At 40.8% G+C, this 17,845-nt stretch carries 16 protein-coding genes; 11 read left to right on the top strand and 5 right to left on the bottom strand.

Going from position 1 to position 17,845, the window contains the following annotated elements:
- The first annotated feature begins 52 nt into the window (after positions 1 to 52).
- Together AC3ZVC_RS24675 and gntK are read left to right on the top strand one after the other, a co-directional pair.
- The gene (locus AC3ZVC_RS24675; RefSeq protein ID WP_490065677.1) at positions 53 to 1,396 is read left to right on the top strand and encodes a GntP family permease; all 1,344 of its coding nucleotides are present in this window, start codon (positions 53 to 55) and stop codon (positions 1,394 to 1,396) included.
- A gap of 129 nt (positions 1,397 to 1,525) precedes the next feature.
- On the top strand, positions 1,526 to 3,070 hold the full coding sequence (gene gntK, locus AC3ZVC_RS24670; protein WP_490065676.1) for a gluconokinase: 1,545 nt from the start codon (positions 1,526 to 1,528) through the stop codon (positions 3,068 to 3,070).
- 43 nt (positions 3,071 to 3,113) lie between these two features.
- On the opposite strand, the gene AC3ZVC_RS24665 is transcribed toward gntK, so the two are convergent.
- Positions 3,114 to 3,752 (bottom strand): FusB/FusC family EF-G-binding protein, encoded by a 639-nt coding sequence (locus AC3ZVC_RS24665; protein WP_490065675.1) that lies wholly within the window; start codon positions 3,750 to 3,752, stop codon positions 3,114 to 3,116.
- Between the two features lie 142 nt (positions 3,753 to 3,894).
- On the bottom strand, positions 3,895 to 4,158 hold the full coding sequence (locus AC3ZVC_RS24660) for a CD3324 family protein (RefSeq protein WP_490065674.1): 264 nt from the start codon (positions 4,156 to 4,158) through the stop codon (positions 3,895 to 3,897).
- A 405-nt stretch (positions 4,159 to 4,563) separates the two neighbouring features.
- Here AC3ZVC_RS24660 and helD point away from each other — a divergent pair, with 405 nt between their 5' ends.
- The 3 genes from helD to AC3ZVC_RS24645 all read left to right on the top strand — a co-directional run bounded on the left by helD (position 4,564) and on the right by AC3ZVC_RS24645 (position 8,469).
- Complete coding sequence (gene helD / locus AC3ZVC_RS24655; protein WP_490065673.1) at positions 4,564 to 6,831, top strand: RNA polymerase recycling motor HelD; 2,268 nt, start codon at positions 4,564 to 4,566, stop codon at positions 6,829 to 6,831.
- A 337-nt stretch (positions 6,832 to 7,168) separates the two neighbouring features.
- Positions 7,169 to 7,990: an aldo/keto reductase gene (locus tag AC3ZVC_RS24650; protein WP_490069005.1), complete on the top strand. Its 822-nt coding sequence runs from the start codon at positions 7,169 to 7,171 to the stop codon at positions 7,988 to 7,990.
- Between the two features lie 221 nt (positions 7,991 to 8,211).
- Positions 8,212 to 8,469 (top strand): GlsB/YeaQ/YmgE family stress response membrane protein, encoded by a 258-nt coding sequence (locus AC3ZVC_RS24645; RefSeq protein ID WP_214728461.1) that lies wholly within the window; start codon positions 8,212 to 8,214, stop codon positions 8,467 to 8,469.
- 94 nt (positions 8,470 to 8,563) lie between these two features.
- Here AC3ZVC_RS24645 and AC3ZVC_RS24640 read toward each other — a convergent pair whose 3' ends face one another.
- A complete protein-coding gene (locus AC3ZVC_RS24640) occupies positions 8,564 to 9,484 on the bottom strand; it encodes an RluA family pseudouridine synthase (protein WP_490065672.1) in 921 nt (306 codons plus the stop codon).
- 343 nt (positions 9,485 to 9,827) lie between these two features.
- On the opposite strand from AC3ZVC_RS24640, the gene AC3ZVC_RS24635 reads away from it, so the two are divergent.
- A complete protein-coding gene (locus AC3ZVC_RS24635; protein WP_214728350.1) occupies positions 9,828 to 10,226 on the top strand; it encodes a YhcU family protein in 399 nt (132 codons plus the stop codon).
- Between the two features lie 35 nt (positions 10,227 to 10,261).
- Here AC3ZVC_RS24635 and AC3ZVC_RS24630 read toward each other — a convergent pair whose 3' ends face one another.
- The gene (locus AC3ZVC_RS24630) at positions 10,262 to 10,732 is read right to left on the bottom strand and encodes a thioredoxin family protein (protein ID WP_490065671.1); all 471 of its coding nucleotides are present in this window, start codon (positions 10,730 to 10,732) and stop codon (positions 10,262 to 10,264) included.
- Between the two features lies 1 nt (position 10,733).
- Positions 10,734 to 11,171: a disulfide oxidoreductase gene (locus AC3ZVC_RS24625; protein WP_490065670.1), complete on the bottom strand. Its 438-nt coding sequence runs from the start codon at positions 11,169 to 11,171 to the stop codon at positions 10,734 to 10,736.
- A gap of 441 nt (positions 11,172 to 11,612) precedes the next feature.
- Here AC3ZVC_RS24625 and AC3ZVC_RS24620 point away from each other — a divergent pair, with 441 nt between their 5' ends.
- From AC3ZVC_RS24620 to AC3ZVC_RS24600, 5 genes are all read left to right on the top strand, one after another.
- A complete protein-coding gene (locus AC3ZVC_RS24620; RefSeq protein WP_490069004.1) occupies positions 11,613 to 13,115 on the top strand; it encodes a GNAT family N-acetyltransferase in 1,503 nt (500 codons plus the stop codon).
- A gap of 186 nt (positions 13,116 to 13,301) precedes the next feature.
- A complete protein-coding gene (locus tag AC3ZVC_RS24615; protein WP_490065669.1) occupies positions 13,302 to 15,050 on the top strand; it encodes a phospho-sugar mutase in 1,749 nt (582 codons plus the stop codon).
- Positions 15,051 to 15,102: 52 nt separating this feature from the next.
- On the top strand, positions 15,103 to 15,825 hold the full coding sequence (locus AC3ZVC_RS24610; protein ID WP_490065668.1) for an SDR family oxidoreductase: 723 nt from the start codon (positions 15,103 to 15,105) through the stop codon (positions 15,823 to 15,825).
- A gap of 227 nt (positions 15,826 to 16,052) precedes the next feature.
- Positions 16,053 to 17,186, top strand: coding sequence for a GAF domain-containing sensor histidine kinase (locus tag AC3ZVC_RS24605; protein ID WP_490065667.1), 1,134 nt, complete (start codon positions 16,053 to 16,055; stop codon positions 17,184 to 17,186).
- Positions 17,187 to 17,837: a response regulator gene (locus AC3ZVC_RS24600; protein WP_490065666.1), complete on the top strand. Its 651-nt coding sequence runs from the start codon at positions 17,187 to 17,189 to the stop codon at positions 17,835 to 17,837. It begins immediately after the preceding gene.
- The last annotated feature ends 8 nt before the right edge of the window (positions 17,838 to 17,845 follow it).

Below are 17,845 nucleotides of genomic sequence, written 5' to 3'. Positions count from 1 at the left end.
CTCTATTATTGCACAAAATGAAAACGCTTTAACTATCTAAGGGGGAAATAAAATGTCAGGCTCAATGTTGATTTTAGTAGCGATGGCTGGTATCTTTACGCTATTGTTCCTAGTTATGAAAACAAAGCTTCATGCTTTTGTAGCTTTGCTGCTTGTGAGTTTGCTAGTTGGTATTGCTGCAGGAATGCCGCTAGGCGATGTTATACAGTCTGTACAAAATGGAATGGGCGGTACGCTTGGTTTCGTAGCAGTTGTCGTGGGTCTTGGTGCCATGTTTGGCCGTATGCTAGAAGTTTCTGGCGGTGCTGAAAGACTTGCACAGACAATGATTAAGAAATTCGGTGAGGACAAGGCACAATGGGCGCTAGGTATTACAGGTTTTATCGTAGCAATCCCAGTTTTCTTTGATGTTGGTTTCATTATTCTTGTACCGATTGTTTATGGACTGGCAAAGAAAACAGGTAAGTCATTGCTTTACTATGGTATTCCGCTTTTGGCCGGTTTGGCTGTCACACATAGCTTCATTCCGCCGACTCCAGGACCGATTGCGGTTGCTGATTTAATTGGTGCAGATCTTGGCTGGGTTATCTTATTTGGTGTTATAGCCGGTATTCCTTCAATGATTATTGCTGGTCCTTTATTTGGAAGATATATCGCGAAAAAAATTCATGTAACTGTTCCAGAATACATGCAAATTGAAGAAAAAGAGTATGATAAAGAGCTTCCAAGCTTTGGACTTATTGCGAGCATCATCTTTATTCCGCTTGTTCTTATTCTAGTAAACACAGTATCTGGTGTTCTATTGGATGAAGGCAATGCGCTAAGGTCATTCTTTACATTTATGGGACATCCTTTTGTTGCTTTGACAATTGCTACATTATTGGCGTTCTATAGCCTGGGAACAAAAAGAGGCTATTCTCGCCAGGAAGTACAAGATATTGCAACAAAGTCTTTAGAGCCAGCTGGAATCATTATTCTTGTGACAGGTGCCGGCGGTGTGTTCAAACAGGTTTTAATTGATTCAGGTGTTGGACAGGTATTGGGAGATATGATGGCTGCTTCTGCGCTGCCTCCAATTTTACTGGCATTTTTAATTGCCACTTTCGTTCGTGTTGCACAAGGTTCAGCGACAGTAGCGATGGTTACAGCTGCAGGCCTGATTGCACCGCTGATTGAAACGATGGGACTCGAAGGGCCAGTACTTGGGCTAATTGTTATCTCAATTGCTGCTGGAGCAACGATTTTCTCTCACGTTAATGACTCAGGCTTCTGGCTTGTAAACCGTTACTTTGGCCTTGACGTAAAAGATACGCTGAAATCATGGACTGTAATGGAATCATTAATTGCCGTAGTCGGTTTTGCGACAGTATTTATACTTGGCTTCTTTATTGCCTAAAATATAATGTTGAGAAGGAAGGGGCGACTTAATATAGAGCTGCTTCCTTCTTCTATTATATATAATAGGAAGATTGCTGCTAAAACTAACAGTTGTCTAGCTTTTCTTTATGAAAGGAGATTATTCATCATGGCTGCTACTAAATACGTAATAGGTACTGATATAGGTACAACAAGCACAAAATCGGTTTTATTTGATCATAAAGGGCAGGTCCTTGGAAAGTTTACAATCGGTTATCCGTTACATACACCTAATCCTTCCACGGCAGAACAGGAACCAGATGAGATTTTTCAGGCTGTCATTGGAACCATTAAAGGATGCATGAAGGAGGCTAAAGTCAGCCCGGAGGAAGTTACTTGTGTGTCCTTCAGCTCAGCAATGCACAGTGTTATTGCTGTTGACTCAGAAGGACGGCCATTGACCAACAGCATTACTTGGGCGGATAACCGCAGTGCAAAATGGGCAGACAAGATTAAACAGGAAATGAATGGCCATGATATATACTTAAGGACCGGTACTCCGATTCATCCAATGTCGCCTCTTTCAAAGCTTGTTTGGCTGAAAAATGAACAGGAGGATGTCTTCCAGCGAGCTTATAAATTTATTTCCATTAAAGAGTATGTTTTTTACAAGTTGTTTGGTGAGTATATTGTTGATTATTCAATTGCATCGGCAACGGGAATGTTTAACTTAGAAAAGCTTGATTGGGACCAAGGAGCTTTGGAAGTTGCAGGGATTTCAAATGAAAAACTTTCAAAGCCTGTTCCCACTACCTTTTCTGTAAAAGGTATGAAGGAAGAATACAGCAGGCTCTTAGGGCTGGATAAGGATACGCCATTTATTGCGGGTGCCAGCGACGGTGTTCTTTCCAACCTGGGTGTTAATGCAATTGACCCAGGAGTTGTTGCAGTTACGATTGGAACAAGCGGTGCGATTCGTGCTGTGACTGATAAGCCCGTAACCGATCCGAAAGGCAGGATTTTCTGTTATGCCCTTACAGAAAAGCACTGGGTAATTGGAGGGCCGGTAAATAATGGAGGCATGCTTTTCCGCTGGGTGCGCGATGAATTTGCTGCTTCGGAAGTTGAAACAGCCAAGCGGCTCGGAATCGATCCTTATGATGTCCTTACTAAAATTGCTTCCGGCGTTGCACCGGGCTCTGACGGCCTAATTTTCCATCCGTATATGACCGGAGAGCGTGCGCCTTTATGGAATGCAAATGCAAGAGGATCTTTCTTCGGCTTAAGCCTTCACCATAAAAAAGAGCATATGATCCGCTCTGTGCTTGAAGGGGTTATTTATAATTTGTATACAGTTTTGCTTGCTTTGGAGGAGCTTACAGGTGAACCAAAGAGGATCCAGGCAACCGGCGGATTTGCGAGGTCAGAGCTGTGGCGCCAGATGATGGCCGATATTTTCAACCAGGAAGTTGTGGTTCCGGAAAGTTATGAAAGCTCATGCTTGGGAGCAGCAATTCTTGGGTTATACGCTTTAGGTGAGGTTGATGACCTGAATGTGGTCTCAGAAATGGTTGGTGCAACCTATAGCCATCAGCCAAAAGAAGAGAGTGCGAAAGTGTATCGGGAGCTTATGCCGATTTATATCCGGTTATCCCGTCTCTTTGAAAATGAATATAAAAGCATAGCTGATTTTCAAAGAAAATATCTGGGATAAAAGAAGGGAGCCTGCTGTTTTAGCACGGCTCCTTTTTATGTCTTTAGCCTTTAAGCCGCCCGACAAAATCGTTTAACTGCTCCAGTGAAATCAGATTATCATTACATTTTTGACTGTCCTGGCAGATGTAATTTCCCCTTTTTGTATATGTTCCTAATTGAGATCCTTTCGTTTCGGACAGAAACATGCCGATCTCTTCAAACTTATTACAGATAGCACAGATTCCCTTTTTGCTTACAGGTCTAAAAGTTCCATGAAGACCTGACAATTTATCATTTTGCTGGCTGATTATATACTTCCTGTTTGTGCCATTATCATTCCAGCCCAAGTAGCTGATTTCCCGGAAATCGATATCTTCGAGTACGGGCATTTTTAATTTTTTCGCCTTAGGGAACAGCTTTTTAATGGATTGGTCAGTTATAGGCTTAAAAGGAATGACATATCCTTTTATTTCGGCAAGAATTGCTTCTGCCTGTTCTCTTTCTTTTATTTCAATGATCGGATTTAGGAGCCGTTTTTGATCTTCGTTAAGTTCTCCAAAAAGGTCAAAAATCTTGTCTGCAGAAAGAGATTTCAGTGCATTTAACACCCCTGTATCATTTACTGACGCATGGCCGTTAATCAGGACCTGTGCCTGTGATTTAATAAAATTGTATTGATCATTTCTGATGAAAGCTTCCATTATCAATCACTCCTATATATGCAGCACCGAACATATCTCTTTCACTTTAAAAGGTTTTCCTAAAATTGTAAATGTATAAATCGATTAGGAAATGAAATCGGCATATGAAAAAGCACTGAAATTCTTCAGTGCTTAAAGTACTCTATCTCTTATAAACAATCTTTTTAATGGTTTCAATGGATAGGTAATATTCCTCTGATAATTGGCTGATGGTTTTACCGTTCTTGAAAGCATGTTTAATCGAACGATTTCTTTCATCCAAAGCTTTTCTTGCTCCGGATCGAGAACCCCATTTACGGTGGGCCTTTTCGGGCCTTGGAATATAAATAGCTTCACCCTGTACATATTTTTGGATTTCCGCGATTAGGTTTTCAGGTAAAACGGCATTTGCCTTTACATAACTCATTTCTGCCAGCTCCTTATTATTTTTGTATCTAAAAATCAATAAGGTGCAAAGCCGATATCAGAAATGGCATAAGCTTGAATTGGCGATGTAGTTCAATAAATTACCACCTCATGCAAAGTATCGCCAGCAATATCAGGCTTTGCATGAGACGCTGCAGTATCAGGCAATTCAAACACAATTGCCATCTCTATCACCTCCTAAAAAGTAGATTTTCCTACATTATAAAATAAACTATATACCAATGTATATCACAGTTGAAGTTCGACAAAATTCGGGTGGTACCAGGTACCCATAATTAATTTGCTTGCCCAATGCAGAGTTTTCTGATAATATGTTTTTCTGCCCACGCGTACGCTCATATATTTTTCTCCATTGCGGCTAAAAAAATAAAGGAAGGAGAAACATATGCCATCTGAACATGAGCACCCCGATTTTCAACAGGAGATTCAGCGGCTGGAATTTACGAAACGTTATATTGACGTGGTGATTAAGACATCCGAATCCAGCAAAGACAAGTTTCAGGAGAACATGAAAGAAGCTTTTGAAGACGTTGATTGGCTTGAATCCAGTTTGAGTTATTCTTCTTTATTAACGAATGCCCGCTTTTTTGAAATGTCTAAGGATGAATTAACCCAATTGAAAAAGGCCAGAAAAAAGCCTTATTTTGCAAGGATTGATTTTCTCCGGGAAGACCTTAATGAAAAAGAAATATTATATATAGGAAAAACCTCTTTATATTCCCGTGAAAATCAAGAGCAGATTATTGTTGACTGGCGGTCTCCAATTGCCAATCTATACTATGAAGGCAGGCTTGGAGAGGTTCAGTATAATTCTTTTGAAGAAAGCTTTCATGGTCACCTTTCATTAAAGCGCCAATTTATGATTGAAAACGGGGTTCTTGATGAAATCCGTGATATTGATTTAACCACAACAGATGAACTGCTACAGGAATCTCTGTCAAAAAGCTCAAGCAACCGCCTCACAGAAATTATCTCGACGATTCAGGAAGAACAGAACAAAATTATCCGCGCTGATTTAAATAACCCGATTATTGTGCAGGGAGCAGCAGGAAGCGGAAAAACAACGATTGCTCTGCACAGGATAAGCTACTTCATTTATCAGTACAAAGAAAATTTCGCCCCGGAGCAGCTTATGATTCTTGCACCCAGCAGGCTCTTTATTGATTATATTTCAGAAGCACTCCCGGAACTTGGGGTAGAAAGAGTCCGCCAGACAACCTATCAGGAATATGTGCAGGCTTGCCTGGGGGAGGAACTCGTGCTGGCTGAGGATAACAAATTGGTGAGGCTTCTTGAAAGTAAGGACACTCAAGAAACACAGCTTGCTGCCTGGGCCTCCTCCATCAAAGGATCGCCTCTCTTTCAAATCGTTCTTAGCAATTACTTAAAGGATATTTATAAGAGTTTTTACCCTAAAGAGGATTTTACCGTAGATAAGTTCCGGCTGTTCAGCCATAAAAAATTCATCCAGCTTTTTAAGGATGATTATCAGTATCTTCCCCTTTATAGAAGGTTGGATAAGCTAAAAGCAGTACTTCAGAATGACCTGGCAAAGAAAAAGAAGAACATCATTAAAAAAATTGAAACCTATTATGATGAACGGATTGAACGGGCTCTATACAGAGGGAAAGATCCGGAAAAAAGAAGGCAATATGTTTCAGAGGCCCTTGATAAAAAAGCAGACAGGCTTGAAGAAATAAAGAAGAGCATAAGAACCGCTGTGCCAAAATATATGAAGCAATTTACGAAAAAAAGCCTGATCCGATATTATAAGGAGCTATTTGCGGACGCAGATCGCCTATCAAAGATGTCTGGAGGGAAACTTTCGGAAGAAGAAGCAGGCTTGCTTTGCGAGTATAATCAGAAATTATTCAAGAAAAAGGTTTATGAGAGAGAAGACCTTGCTTTAATGCTTTATTTACAGGAAAACCTTTTTGGCGTCCCTAAAGAGCTCCGGGCAAAAAATATAGTTATAGATGAGGCGCAGGACTACAGCTTTATGGAGCTTCTTTCTCTAAAAAAAGCGCTGGATACTGATATGTTTACACTTGTCGGGGATCTGGCACAGGGAATCCACTCATACAGGGGACTAGCAAGCTGGGAGCAAGTACTTGATTATATTTTTCCCCGCGCAACCTATACCGAACTCCAGAAAAGCTATCGTACGACAGTTGAAATTATGGAAAAAGCAAATGACTTGTTAAAGCTGCTTCCCTATTCATTTCCGGAAGTAGAACCAGTTGTCCGCCATGGGAAAAGCCCTGAGTTTATAAAAAGAAAAGATGGTCAAGATCTTGTAAAGCAGCTTGAAAACCAGGTAACTTCATTAAAGGAAGAAGATTATAAAACATTTGCGGTGATCGGAAAAACGATGAAGGATTGCAGGATTCTTCACTCTCTTTTTGAAAAACATGGAGAGCTGCCTTTTAAGCTGCTGCAGGAGCAGGAAAGCATTCCGAAGGATGAAATTGTTATCGTGCCCTCCTATTTGGCCAAAGGGCTGGAATTTGATGCGGTCATGGTTCTGTCGATTGAAGAGAAATTCTCGAGAGAATCTGAGCTGGATATAAAACTTCTTTATGTTGCTATGACACGGCCGCTGCACCGATTGTATTTTTATGGGATGGAAGAGGACAATTTCATATTAGGATAATGATCTAAAATAGCGGCTGTCCATTTTGAGCAGCCGCTGTTTTTTGTGTTAAAAAGAATTTAAAAAATATATAAAAAATTCACTGTCCTTTGTTTAGGACATTTTTTCATCGGGAAGAACATCCATACAAACTAAAAAAATGGCAATAAGATGCAGCAGAAAAACGAGGATTAGAAATGCTACGAATAAATAATCCCGGCATCTGCCGTTTATATAGATAGGCGATTGCTTCCCTCAGGCAATCGCTTTATTATTTGTGAAAAGTCTTAATATTAGGTCCTTAGTTTAAGCAAATGCTACAATGAGGAATAAAGCATTGAAGGAGTTGATCCATGATATGAAGGATATCTACAGTACTTTAACTTTGCATAATGGGGTGGAGATGCCCCAATTTGGCCTGGGTGTGTATAAAGTGGAGGAAGGTCAGCAGGTTGAAGAGACCGTAAAAAATGCCATTCATTTAGGCTACAGACTGATTGATACTGCCGCTTTTTACGAAAATGAAGAAGGGGTAGGAAGAGCAATCAAGGAAAGTGGTGTGCCGAGGGAAGAGCTTTTTATTACAACAAAGGTGTGGAATACAGATCAGGGTTATGAACAGACTCTAGCTGCGTTTGAACAAAGCTTAAAAAAGCTGGATATGGAATACATAGATTTATACTTGATCCATTGGCCGGTTAAGGGAAAATACCTTGATACATGGAAAGCTCTTGAAAAGCTATACCAGAACGGAAAAGTAAAAGCCATTGGTGTAAGCAATTTTCAAATCCATCATCTAAAATACCTTATGGAAAACTCAGCTGAAAAGCCTGTAGTTAATCAAGTAGAACTTCATCCGCGGTTATCACAGGAGGAACTGAAGGCATTTTGTGATGAACACAACATTAAAGTAGAGGCTTGGTCTCCGATTGCCAGAGGAAGGATATTGGATGATTCAGTGATTAAGGAAATTGGGGTCAAACACGGTAAGTCAGCGGCCCAGGTCATCCTAAGATGGCACCTTCAAAACGGCATTATCATTATTCCAAAATCAGTCCATGAGGAGAGGCTTAAGGAAAACGCTGATCTTTTTGATTTTGAATTAAGCTTGGATGAGATGAATCGAATGAATCAATTAAATATAAACGAAAGATACGGGCCAGATCCTGATACATTTTAACAATGTGCAAACACAGTCAGTAAAGCATCCTTAGGGGTGCTTTTTTTATTTATCTTTTGATACAAAAGAATAGATTTAAAAAAAATGGTTTTAGAAATGGAATGATGGGTAATTTAATTGTACAAGCAGATAAGATCACCAAAAGCTGCGCAGCTACTGAATGAAAGTCTTAATCTGAACAAAAACTAATTTTAAAAACTAACAAGGAGTGATTTTTAATGATGAGCTTTTTATGGGCATTAATTATAGGTGGTATCATTGGTTGGTTAGCAGGTATGATCGTAGGAAGAGATATTCCAGGCGGAATTATCGGTAACATTATTGCAGGTTTCATTGGTGCTTGGTTAGGTTCATTAATTCTTGGTGATTGGGGTCCAGTTGTAGCGGACTTTGCTATTATTCCTGCTTTAATTGGTGCTATCTTGCTTGTATTCATCGTAAGCTTTGTTATGAAAGCTATGCGTAAATCTCATGACTAATAGGAAATTAAATGAAAGAAGTCCCCGAGTGGGACTTCTTTTTTTGATATCCTTTTGAGAGATTTCTCATCAAATTACTGTTAAAATTGGTTCATCAAAATGCATAAGGATCAATCCCTTTGAAAATCTCGGGGTGATCTAGGAAAGGCGCATGGCAGACAATCGATTCCCCGGAAAAAGGATGGGGGATTTCGAGCTTGACCGCATGCAGCGCTTGACGGGGGAAAACGGGTTTCCCTCCATATAATAAATCTCCTGCGAGCGGATAGCCAAGATGGCTTAAATGGACACGGATTTGATGTGTTCTTCCGGTATCTAGCCGGCACTTGATAAGGGAAAGATCTTGTCGGGAATACGTTTCTATTAATTCAAAATGTGTTACGGCCGGCTGCCCTTTGGGAGAAATTCTTCTTCTGGTAGGATGGTGCCTGTCACGGCCAATCGATTCACGGATCGTCCCTTTTTTTTGTTGAAGCGTTCCTTGTACCATTGCCAAGTAAGTACGCTTAATCGCTCTTTCCTCAAGCTTTTTATCTAAGATTGCTCCAGCCAAGGAATGCTTTGCAAAGAGAACAGCTCCAGTCGTATCCCGGTCCAATCGGTGGACATGTTTAACACTTCTGCTTTCACCCTGGATCTGAAGATGAAAGGCTGCCGCATTGGCAAGTGTATTACTTTGCCCAGGGGAATTAGGATGTGTATCCATTCCAGCCGGTTTATTTAGTATCAGCAAATGGTCATCCTCATATAGGACATCAACATCCAGATAAGAAGGAACAACTCCGAAATTTTCTTCCTGAAATAAATGCAATCTTAGCCTATCGCCCGTAAGCAAAGGCTTTGTCCAGTTTGCCGGCTCTTCATTGATCAAAACCTGCTTTTCCATTCTCATGTTATGAGTTTGCTTCTTAGGCGCGGACCAAACGGTGCGGAAAATAAGTTCCACTGTGTAGCCTTCCCAATCAGGGGGAACCAAAAGTTCACACCATTCACCAAACCTTTGTATTTTTACCATAAATTACTCCTTACACTACTTGAATAATCCAGCTTTTTGCACATATAAATTAATTACAATAATATTTTAGCCCTTTAAACTTGCTGATAAAAGGGTTATGGTCAGAAAAATATTATTGTAATAATCAAAAACCTACTTCCGTTTTGCTAAAAATGGGGGTAATATAGAACTTTAGGACTATTTTGGCGCAAACAACAGTATGCCAACTATTTCCGTAGGAGGAAAATTTGTCAACAAATACCTTCTGCATGGGTATAATTACCACCCTAAAGGGCTTTCAGAATATGATATTCTTAAGTATATATTACGGACTGATTACAAGGATTACAAAGGTGGGTTATCAGTGAAGGTTGTATTTGCATCAACTCCTGATCAGGAACAAAAAATAATGGAGCTAATTGAAAAATTCTATTCAAATGTGTTTCCTCTTTATTTCACGGATGATGACATAAGAGAATTTGAGCAGCAGAAGATTTTACATACTTCTACAAGACACTTTGAGTATTTTGGAACTTTAAAGGAGGCTTATCAGGTAATTTCAGGACTGCAAACGCTAATGGCTATTTTGGAATCCCCCCGGCAGGAGGATAAATATGAAGCCATTTTCGTAAAGAATGTGCAAATCCTTAAAGAATTTGGCCTGTCTTTCCCATTTGACTACAGTCATTTCTGCAGTGAAAGAATGCCAAGGAATGGTTTATTCAGCGTATACGCCAAAGCCGCAAATGAAATATTGGTATAAGAAAAACGCCTGCAGCCCAGGCGTTTTTTCTTGTCTTATTTTGTATTTTCATTAAACCACTGTTCAAATACGGCTTTTTCCTGATAGCCCGTAATCCTGTTTACTTCTTTGCCATCCTTATATTGTACGATTGTTGGAGTTTCGGTAATTTTATAATGATCCCAGCCGTCTTCAAATTCAAGCAAATTGAATTGAACAAGATCGATATCCATATCCTCTGCAAGCGGAGCCACTATAGGAGTTGTTCTCTGGCAGTGCGGGCATGTGGGGCTATGGAAATAAACGGTTACATCTTTCTTGTTATCTAATTTTTCTTCAAGTTCCCCTGGCAGGATGATATTTTGGTAGTTCGGATCGTCAAGCTGAGCTACCGTTTCAGGATGAAGGGTTTCCTTGCCATATGGATTATCCTCTGAAACCTTTTCTTCATTTTGCATTTTGGTTAGAATTCCTACAGCTGCAAATAATGCAATGATCACAGCGAGAAAGATAATGACTTTTTTCATTTTATGCCTCCTCCTTTGAGTTCTTCCAGACAAGATAACTGCAAATAAATATAATAATGAAAGCTGTTAAAGCCAAAAAGGGAATTGTAATAAATCCAAACCAGTTTATGTATTGGCCTGTACATGGAACCCTTCCGCATGTTGCAGCATGATCTGCCATAAATGATATTTTTTGAATGGAATAATGGTAGATGGAAGTGCCTGCTCCCACTGCTGATAAAACCATCGTATAAAGGCAGATACGAAAATCCTTCTTTATGACAGCCATTCCAAGTATAACAGCAAAAGGATACATTATAATCCTTTGATACCAGCAAAGCTCACAGGGCTCATACTGCCTAATTTCCGAGAAATACAGGCTGCCGAACATTGCCAGTATGGATACTGCCCAAGCAGTAAACAGCAAAGTTTCCCGCTGGTCTTTTTGTTTTTTCTCCATATAGTGATCTCCTTAAGGTATATGTACTCTAAAAATTATAAAGCTAATGGCCATGCATGTAAATCAACTTGTGCAGGCCTTATTTGGATATGGCTAATTTAATCAGCAAAAAATAATTCAATGCACTTTACTGAAAAAGGAAGAGATCAATCGTCTCTATAGAAATATATATGAAGGAAAATACGTAAGATAAGAGGTGAGCAAGCACCTGAAATGGAATCGTGTCATCCTCGCCTTTAGGAAGGAAACGGGACGATACAGATGGCTTACGGACAATGAAATTTCAGAGGGCGTTATGAATGCTGTAAAAAAGGGAAAGGAACTGTATATCACTGGAGGGGTTGAACCTTGGGATCAGCGTCCAGGATGAAATACTTAATACTTACCAAAAGGAGTGCACCACCATTGACAAAGCTGGATTTGACGAAGTTTGAGAAAAAAATGATTATCCGGAATACCCGGCATACAGATATTGATCATATCATTTCCCTTCAGGAGGCTTGTTTTCCTGGAATGGACCCATGGAAACGCGAGCATTTAGAAAGCCATCTTGAAATTTTTCCAGAGGGCCAGTTTGTAGCAGAATATGACGGAGAAATCATTGGCTCCTGTTCGAGCCTGATTATTAATTTTGATGAATATGATGACCGCCATTCCTGGGATGATGTGACAGATAAAGGGTACATAACAAACCATAATCCGGAAGGCTATAATCTATATGGAATTGAGGTAATGGTCCATCCGGATTACAGAAGGATGAAAATCGGCCATCGCCTATATGAGGAAAGGAAGGAACTAGTAAGAGCATTAAATTTAAAAAGCATCATAATCGGCGGGCGTATTCCTAATTTTCACAAATATGCAAATGAGATGAGTCCAAGGGAATATGTAAATGAAGTATCCCTCCATAAAATTTATGACCCTGTTTTATCCTTCCAGCTGCTGAATGGATTCACCTTGATGAGGATTAATCCAAATTATTTGCCTGATGATGTGCAGTCAAATAAGTATGCCACTTTGATGGAATGGAATAACGTGGACTACCGGCCAATGACAAAACGGTTTTATAAAACGAGCTACCCTGTACGGATTTGTGTGGTGCAGTATTTGATGAGGCAGATTAATTCCTTTGATGAATTTGCACACCAGGTAGAGTATTTCACTGATGTAGCTTCGGATGCCGGATCGGATTTTGCGGTATTTCCGGAGATTTTCACAACCCAGCTCATGTCCTTTTTGGATGAGCGTTCGCCGAGCCTGGCAGTCCGTAAGCTGACTGAGTATACAGAGCAGTATATCGAGTTATTTACGGATTTGGCTGTCAGGTATAATATTAATATTATCGGGGGCTCGCATTTCGTAAAAGAGGATGATGATGAGATTTATAACATTGCTTATCTGTTCCGCCGCGATGGAACGATCGAAAAGCAATACAAGCTCCATATCACTCCAAACGAGCGGAAATGGTGGGGGATAAGCCGAGGTGACGAAGTGAAGGTATTCGACACCGATTGCGGAAAAATAGCCATTCAAATTTGCTATGATATTGAATTTCCAGAGCTTGCAAGAATTGCGACAGATAAAGGAGCAAAAATCATTTTTACGCCTTTTTGTACAGAAGACCGCCAAGGCTACTTACGGGTCCGATACTGTGCACAGGCGCGCGCGGTAGAAAATCAAATTTACACCGTTATATCCGGGACTGTCGGCAATTTGCCGCAAACGGAGAACATGGATATTCAGTATGCTCAGTCAGGGATTTTTGCTCCTTCAGATTTCGAATTCGCAAGAGATGGTGTAGTAGGTGAAACCAATCCTAATATTGAAATGGTGCTGATCGGGGATGTAGATCTTGAAATTCTAAGGCGCCAAAGGCAAGATGGCACGGTCCGCCAATTAAAGGACCGCCGCCATGATATTTACAGCATTAAATATAAGAAGTAACATAGAAGAGAAGCGGCAAAAGCAAGGGACTTTAGCTGCTTTTCTTATCTTTTAGAGAACTTTCCTAACATCAATACATAAATACTGTAAAGCGTGAAATTTGTCAAAATATCACGGATGTTTTTGAAAGGAAAATCAATTTTTAAATCGAAAAGGTAGTAGAAGGCAGATCTGGGAGGTCAAACAATGGAATGGAAAACAGCTGCAGAACGATGGATTAAACATGAGAATTTGGACAGCGCATTAATGAAACAGCTGCGAAGCCTGCAGGGGGATGAAAAACTCCTTGAAGAGGCATTTTATAAAGGGCTTGAATTTGGTACTGGCGGTATGCGCGGCGAAATTGGGCCGGGAACCAACCGAATGAATTTATATACGGTCCGAAAAGCATCTGCGGGGCTGGCCGCTTACATAGAAGATAAAGGCTTGGAAGCAAAGAACAGGGGGGTAGCGATTGCATATGATTCCCGCCATATGTCTCCAGAGTTCGCCATGGAGGCAGCCAAAACCCTTGCTTCAAGGGGAATTCAGACATATGTGTTTGAGGAATTGCGCCCTACTCCAGAATTATCCTTTGCAGTTCGATATTTGCATGCCTACGCTGGCATTGTCATTACAGCAAGCCATAATCCTCCTGAATATAATGGATATAAGGTTTATGGTTCTGACGGTGCACAGCTTCCGCCTGCGGAAGCGGATGTGGTCATCAGTAAAGTAAATGAAATAGAAAATGAATTGATGATCGAAGTAATGGATGAGGGAGCGCTGAAGGAAAAAGGGCTGATCACTATGATTGGCACTGCGGTAGATCGAGCTTATCAAAAGCAGCTCCTCACAATATCCGAGAACCCTTCCATTGGTGAAGAAACGGATTTGAACATTGTTTTCACTCCGCTTCATGGAACAGCCAACAAGCCTGTAAGAGAGGCTTTATCAGCATTAAATTATAAAAATGTACAAGTCGTTAAAGAACAGGAGCTTCCGGATCCGGAATTTTCAACGGTAAAAAGCCCCAACCCAGAGGAGAAATCAGCATTTGAGCTGGCTATGAGGGATGGAAAAAAAACAGATGCTGATATTTTAATTGCAACAGATCCTGATGCAGACCGACTTGGCATTGCTGCGAAGAACAAAGATGGAGATTATGTGCTTTTGACAGGAAATCAGACAGGTGCCCTGCTGCTGCACTATATTTTGTTGCAGAAAAAGGAAAAGAACAGCCTCCCTGCCAATGGAATCATGCTTAAAACCATTGTTACCTCAGAATTTGGACGCAAGGTTGCCTCGTCTTTTGGGGTTGAAACCATTGATGTTCTGACTGGGTTTAAATTTATTGCGGAGAAAATCAAGGAATATGAAGAGTCAGGTGAATATACATTCCTGTTTGGATATGAAGAAAGCTATGGCTATCTAATCGGTGACTTTGCCAGAGATAAGGATGCGGTTCAGGCAGCACTGCTTGCAGCCGAGATGGCGGCTTTTTATAAAAAGAAAGGCATGTCGCTTTATGATGCACTTCTCAATCTTTTTGAAGAGTATGGATATTTCCTTGAAGGGCTGCGCTCACTCACCTTAAAAGGGATTGAAGGAGCAGAACAGATTCAGCAGACTCTTGCTTCCTTCCGTGCAAATCCTCTGAAAGAGCTTGAAGGGATTAAGGTTCAGGCTGTTGAAGATTATTTAACCGGAATAAGGACGGAAGTAGATGAGGCTGAAAAAAATATCGATCTTCCAAAATCAAATGTCATTAAATATTTCTTTGAAGATGGTACATGGATCTGCCTAAGACCATCAGGAACTGAACCAAAGATTAAGTTTTATTTTGGCATTAACGCTGCTTCCCTGAAAGAAAGCACGCAAAAACTGCAATCGGTTGAAAAAGCTTTTATGGAAATTGTAGAAGAAAGAATGGGTAATTCATCGCTTGCAAAATAATTAGTTAACATAATAAACATCCAGAAACGCATAATGCTGAAAGGAAGATATGATGTTAAAAGGACAAGTTGCAATCGTAACAGGTGCTTCAAGAGGAATCGGAAAAGAGATTGCCATTAAGCTGGCCGAGCAGGGGATGAAGCTTGCAGTAATCGGAAGCTCAGAGGATATCCATAAATCTGCTGCTGATATAAAAGGACAAGGGTTTGCCGATGTGCTGCCGATACAGGCGGACATATCAATTGAAGCCCAAGTAAAGGAAGCTGTCGAAAGGACACTTCAGGAATACAAACAAATTGATCTGCTAGTAAACAATGCAGGTGTAGGCTTTTTTAAACAGGTTGATGAAACCACTCTTGAAGAATGGAAAAAAGTCTTCGAAGTCAATGTTCAGGGAGTATTCCTTGGCAGTAAATCTGTTCTGCCTCACATGAAAGAACAGAAATCCGGTACGATTATTACCATTTCTTCAGATGTGGCCCGATATACGATCCCAAATGGATCAGCCTATACTGCAACAAAATATGCTGTTCAAGGCTTTTCGGGTTCTTTGGCTCAGGAGGTAAGGGAATACGGTATCCGTGTCGGGACCATAAACCCTGGCATGGTAGATACGTATTTTGCGGAATCCGAGCAGGGGCTTGAAGAGAAAAAGGATTGGCTGAAGGTTGAGGATATTGCAAATGCCGTTATTTATATGGCTTCTGCGCCTAAGCATATGATGATTGATGAAATCGTTCTTCATCCATTTGTCCAGGACTATCCAATCGCATAACATACTGCACCGTAGAGGCTCCCTCTGCGGTGTTTTTTTGCACTGTTAAACTTGCCTGTTGATTTCCGCTCCAATCAACAGGGTGGCAAATCAACGATCTGTTTTAAGATTTATTGATGAAGCTACAACTTTAGTCGTAATAAACTTCCTTCCAATTGCCAAGGAAGGGGAGGAAAAAAAGTTATATAATATAAGAACATATTCAATCAGTCAAAAGGGGGATAAGGGTGGTAGGGGAAAAGAGACAATCTGAAATCAGAATCTTAAAAGAAATTGCAGAACTTTTAAATGAAGGAACCGAAATTGATGCCCTGCTAAAAGAGGTACTTCAAAAATTGCTTCATATTACCGGCCTTGAAACCGGCTGGGTGTTTCTTATTGATGAACAAGGTGAATTCCGTCTTGCTGCAGAGGAAAAATTGCCCCCGGCTCTTTCGAGGGATAGCTTCAAACCAATGTGCAAAGGAGACTGCTGGTGTATCGACCGGTATAATGACGGCAGATTAAATAAGGCTTCCAACATTATTGAATGCAAAAGGATAGAAGATGCAATTGCCGAGCAAAGAAATGATACAAACGGGCTTACCCATCATGCTTCTGTTCCTCTTAGAGCGGGTGATGAAAAGTTTGGAATCCTTAATATTGGCTCACCCGATAAAACACATTTTGAGCCCGAGGAGCTAGCTTTGTTGGAATCCATTGCTTTTCAAATAGGAACTGCTCTAAAAAGAATTAAACTCACGCAGCTTGAGCAGGAAACAGCCCTTGCAGGAGAAAGGAACAGGCTGGCTCGAGACCTCCATGATTCAGTCAATCAGCTTCTGTTTTCCCTTAGCTTAACAGCAAGGGGAGGAGCCGAGATGGCTAGGGATCCCGAAGTAAAGGAGACCTTCTCCTATATGCAGGACCTTGCCCAGGAAGCTTTGAGCGAGATGAGGGCGCTAATATGGCAGCTGAAACCGCGTGGACTTGAAAATGGCATTATCTGTGCCATGCAGGGTTACAGCCAAATGCTGGGCCTCAAGCTTACATCAAAAGTTAACGGTGTCATTTCCCTGCCTGGAAAAGTAGAAGAAACACTTTGGCGAATTGGACAGGAAGCATTGGCCAATTGCAAAAAACACTCGGGTCAGTCAACAGCAGAGGTAACGCTGACAGTGGAAGATGAAAAAGTAATGATGGTAATTTCCGATTGTGGCAGGGGGTTTCATTACAGCTGGAACAACGAAATTCCCTCTCTTGGCCTGAAAAGCATGAAAAACCGCGCTGAAGCATTAAATGGGACTTTTATGTTAGACACAGGACATGATAAAGGAACTAAAATCGAAATTATGATTCCAATTAAAAAGGGAGGGAATTAGATGGCCATTCGGGTCTTAATTGCTGACGATCATCATGTAGTAAGGAGAGGACTAGTTTTTTTCCTGAAAACACAGCCGGAAATAGAAATTGCCGGCGAGGCAAAAAACGGCCGTGAAGCAGTGGAATTGATTAAAAGAAATAAGCCTGATGTCGTATTAATGGATTTAGATATGCCTGAGATGAATGGGATAGAAGCGACACGGGAGATTAAAAAGAATTATCCCGATGTAAAAATCCTGATCCTTACAAGCTTTTCAGACCAGGATCATGTCATCCCGGCTATTGAAGCAGGAGCTTCGGGTTATCAGCTTAAGGACATTGAGCCTGATGGCCTTGTTGAGACTATTATGCAGCTTATGAAAGGGGAAAATCAGCTGCATCCGAAAGCAACGTCCCATTTGCTCACACATTTAACGAATAAAAACAGTACAGAAAGAAAACCGATTGAAGAGCTGACCAAAAGGGAGTTGGAGGTTTTGGGGGAAATTGCTAAAGGAAAAAGCAATAAAGAAATTGCTGCATCTCTTTATATAACAGAAAAAACAGTGAAAACCCATGTCTCGAATCTTCTATCCAAACTGGAGCTGGCAGACAGAACGCAAGCAGCTCTATACGCAGTACGAAACGGCCTCGCAGCTGGGAATAATTGACCGAGTCT

This window comes from Cytobacillus sp. C11.1 (assembly GCF_058145115.1).
Note: the sequence above shows the minus strand (reverse complement) of the source record. Positions and strands in the feature narration are given on the sequence as shown.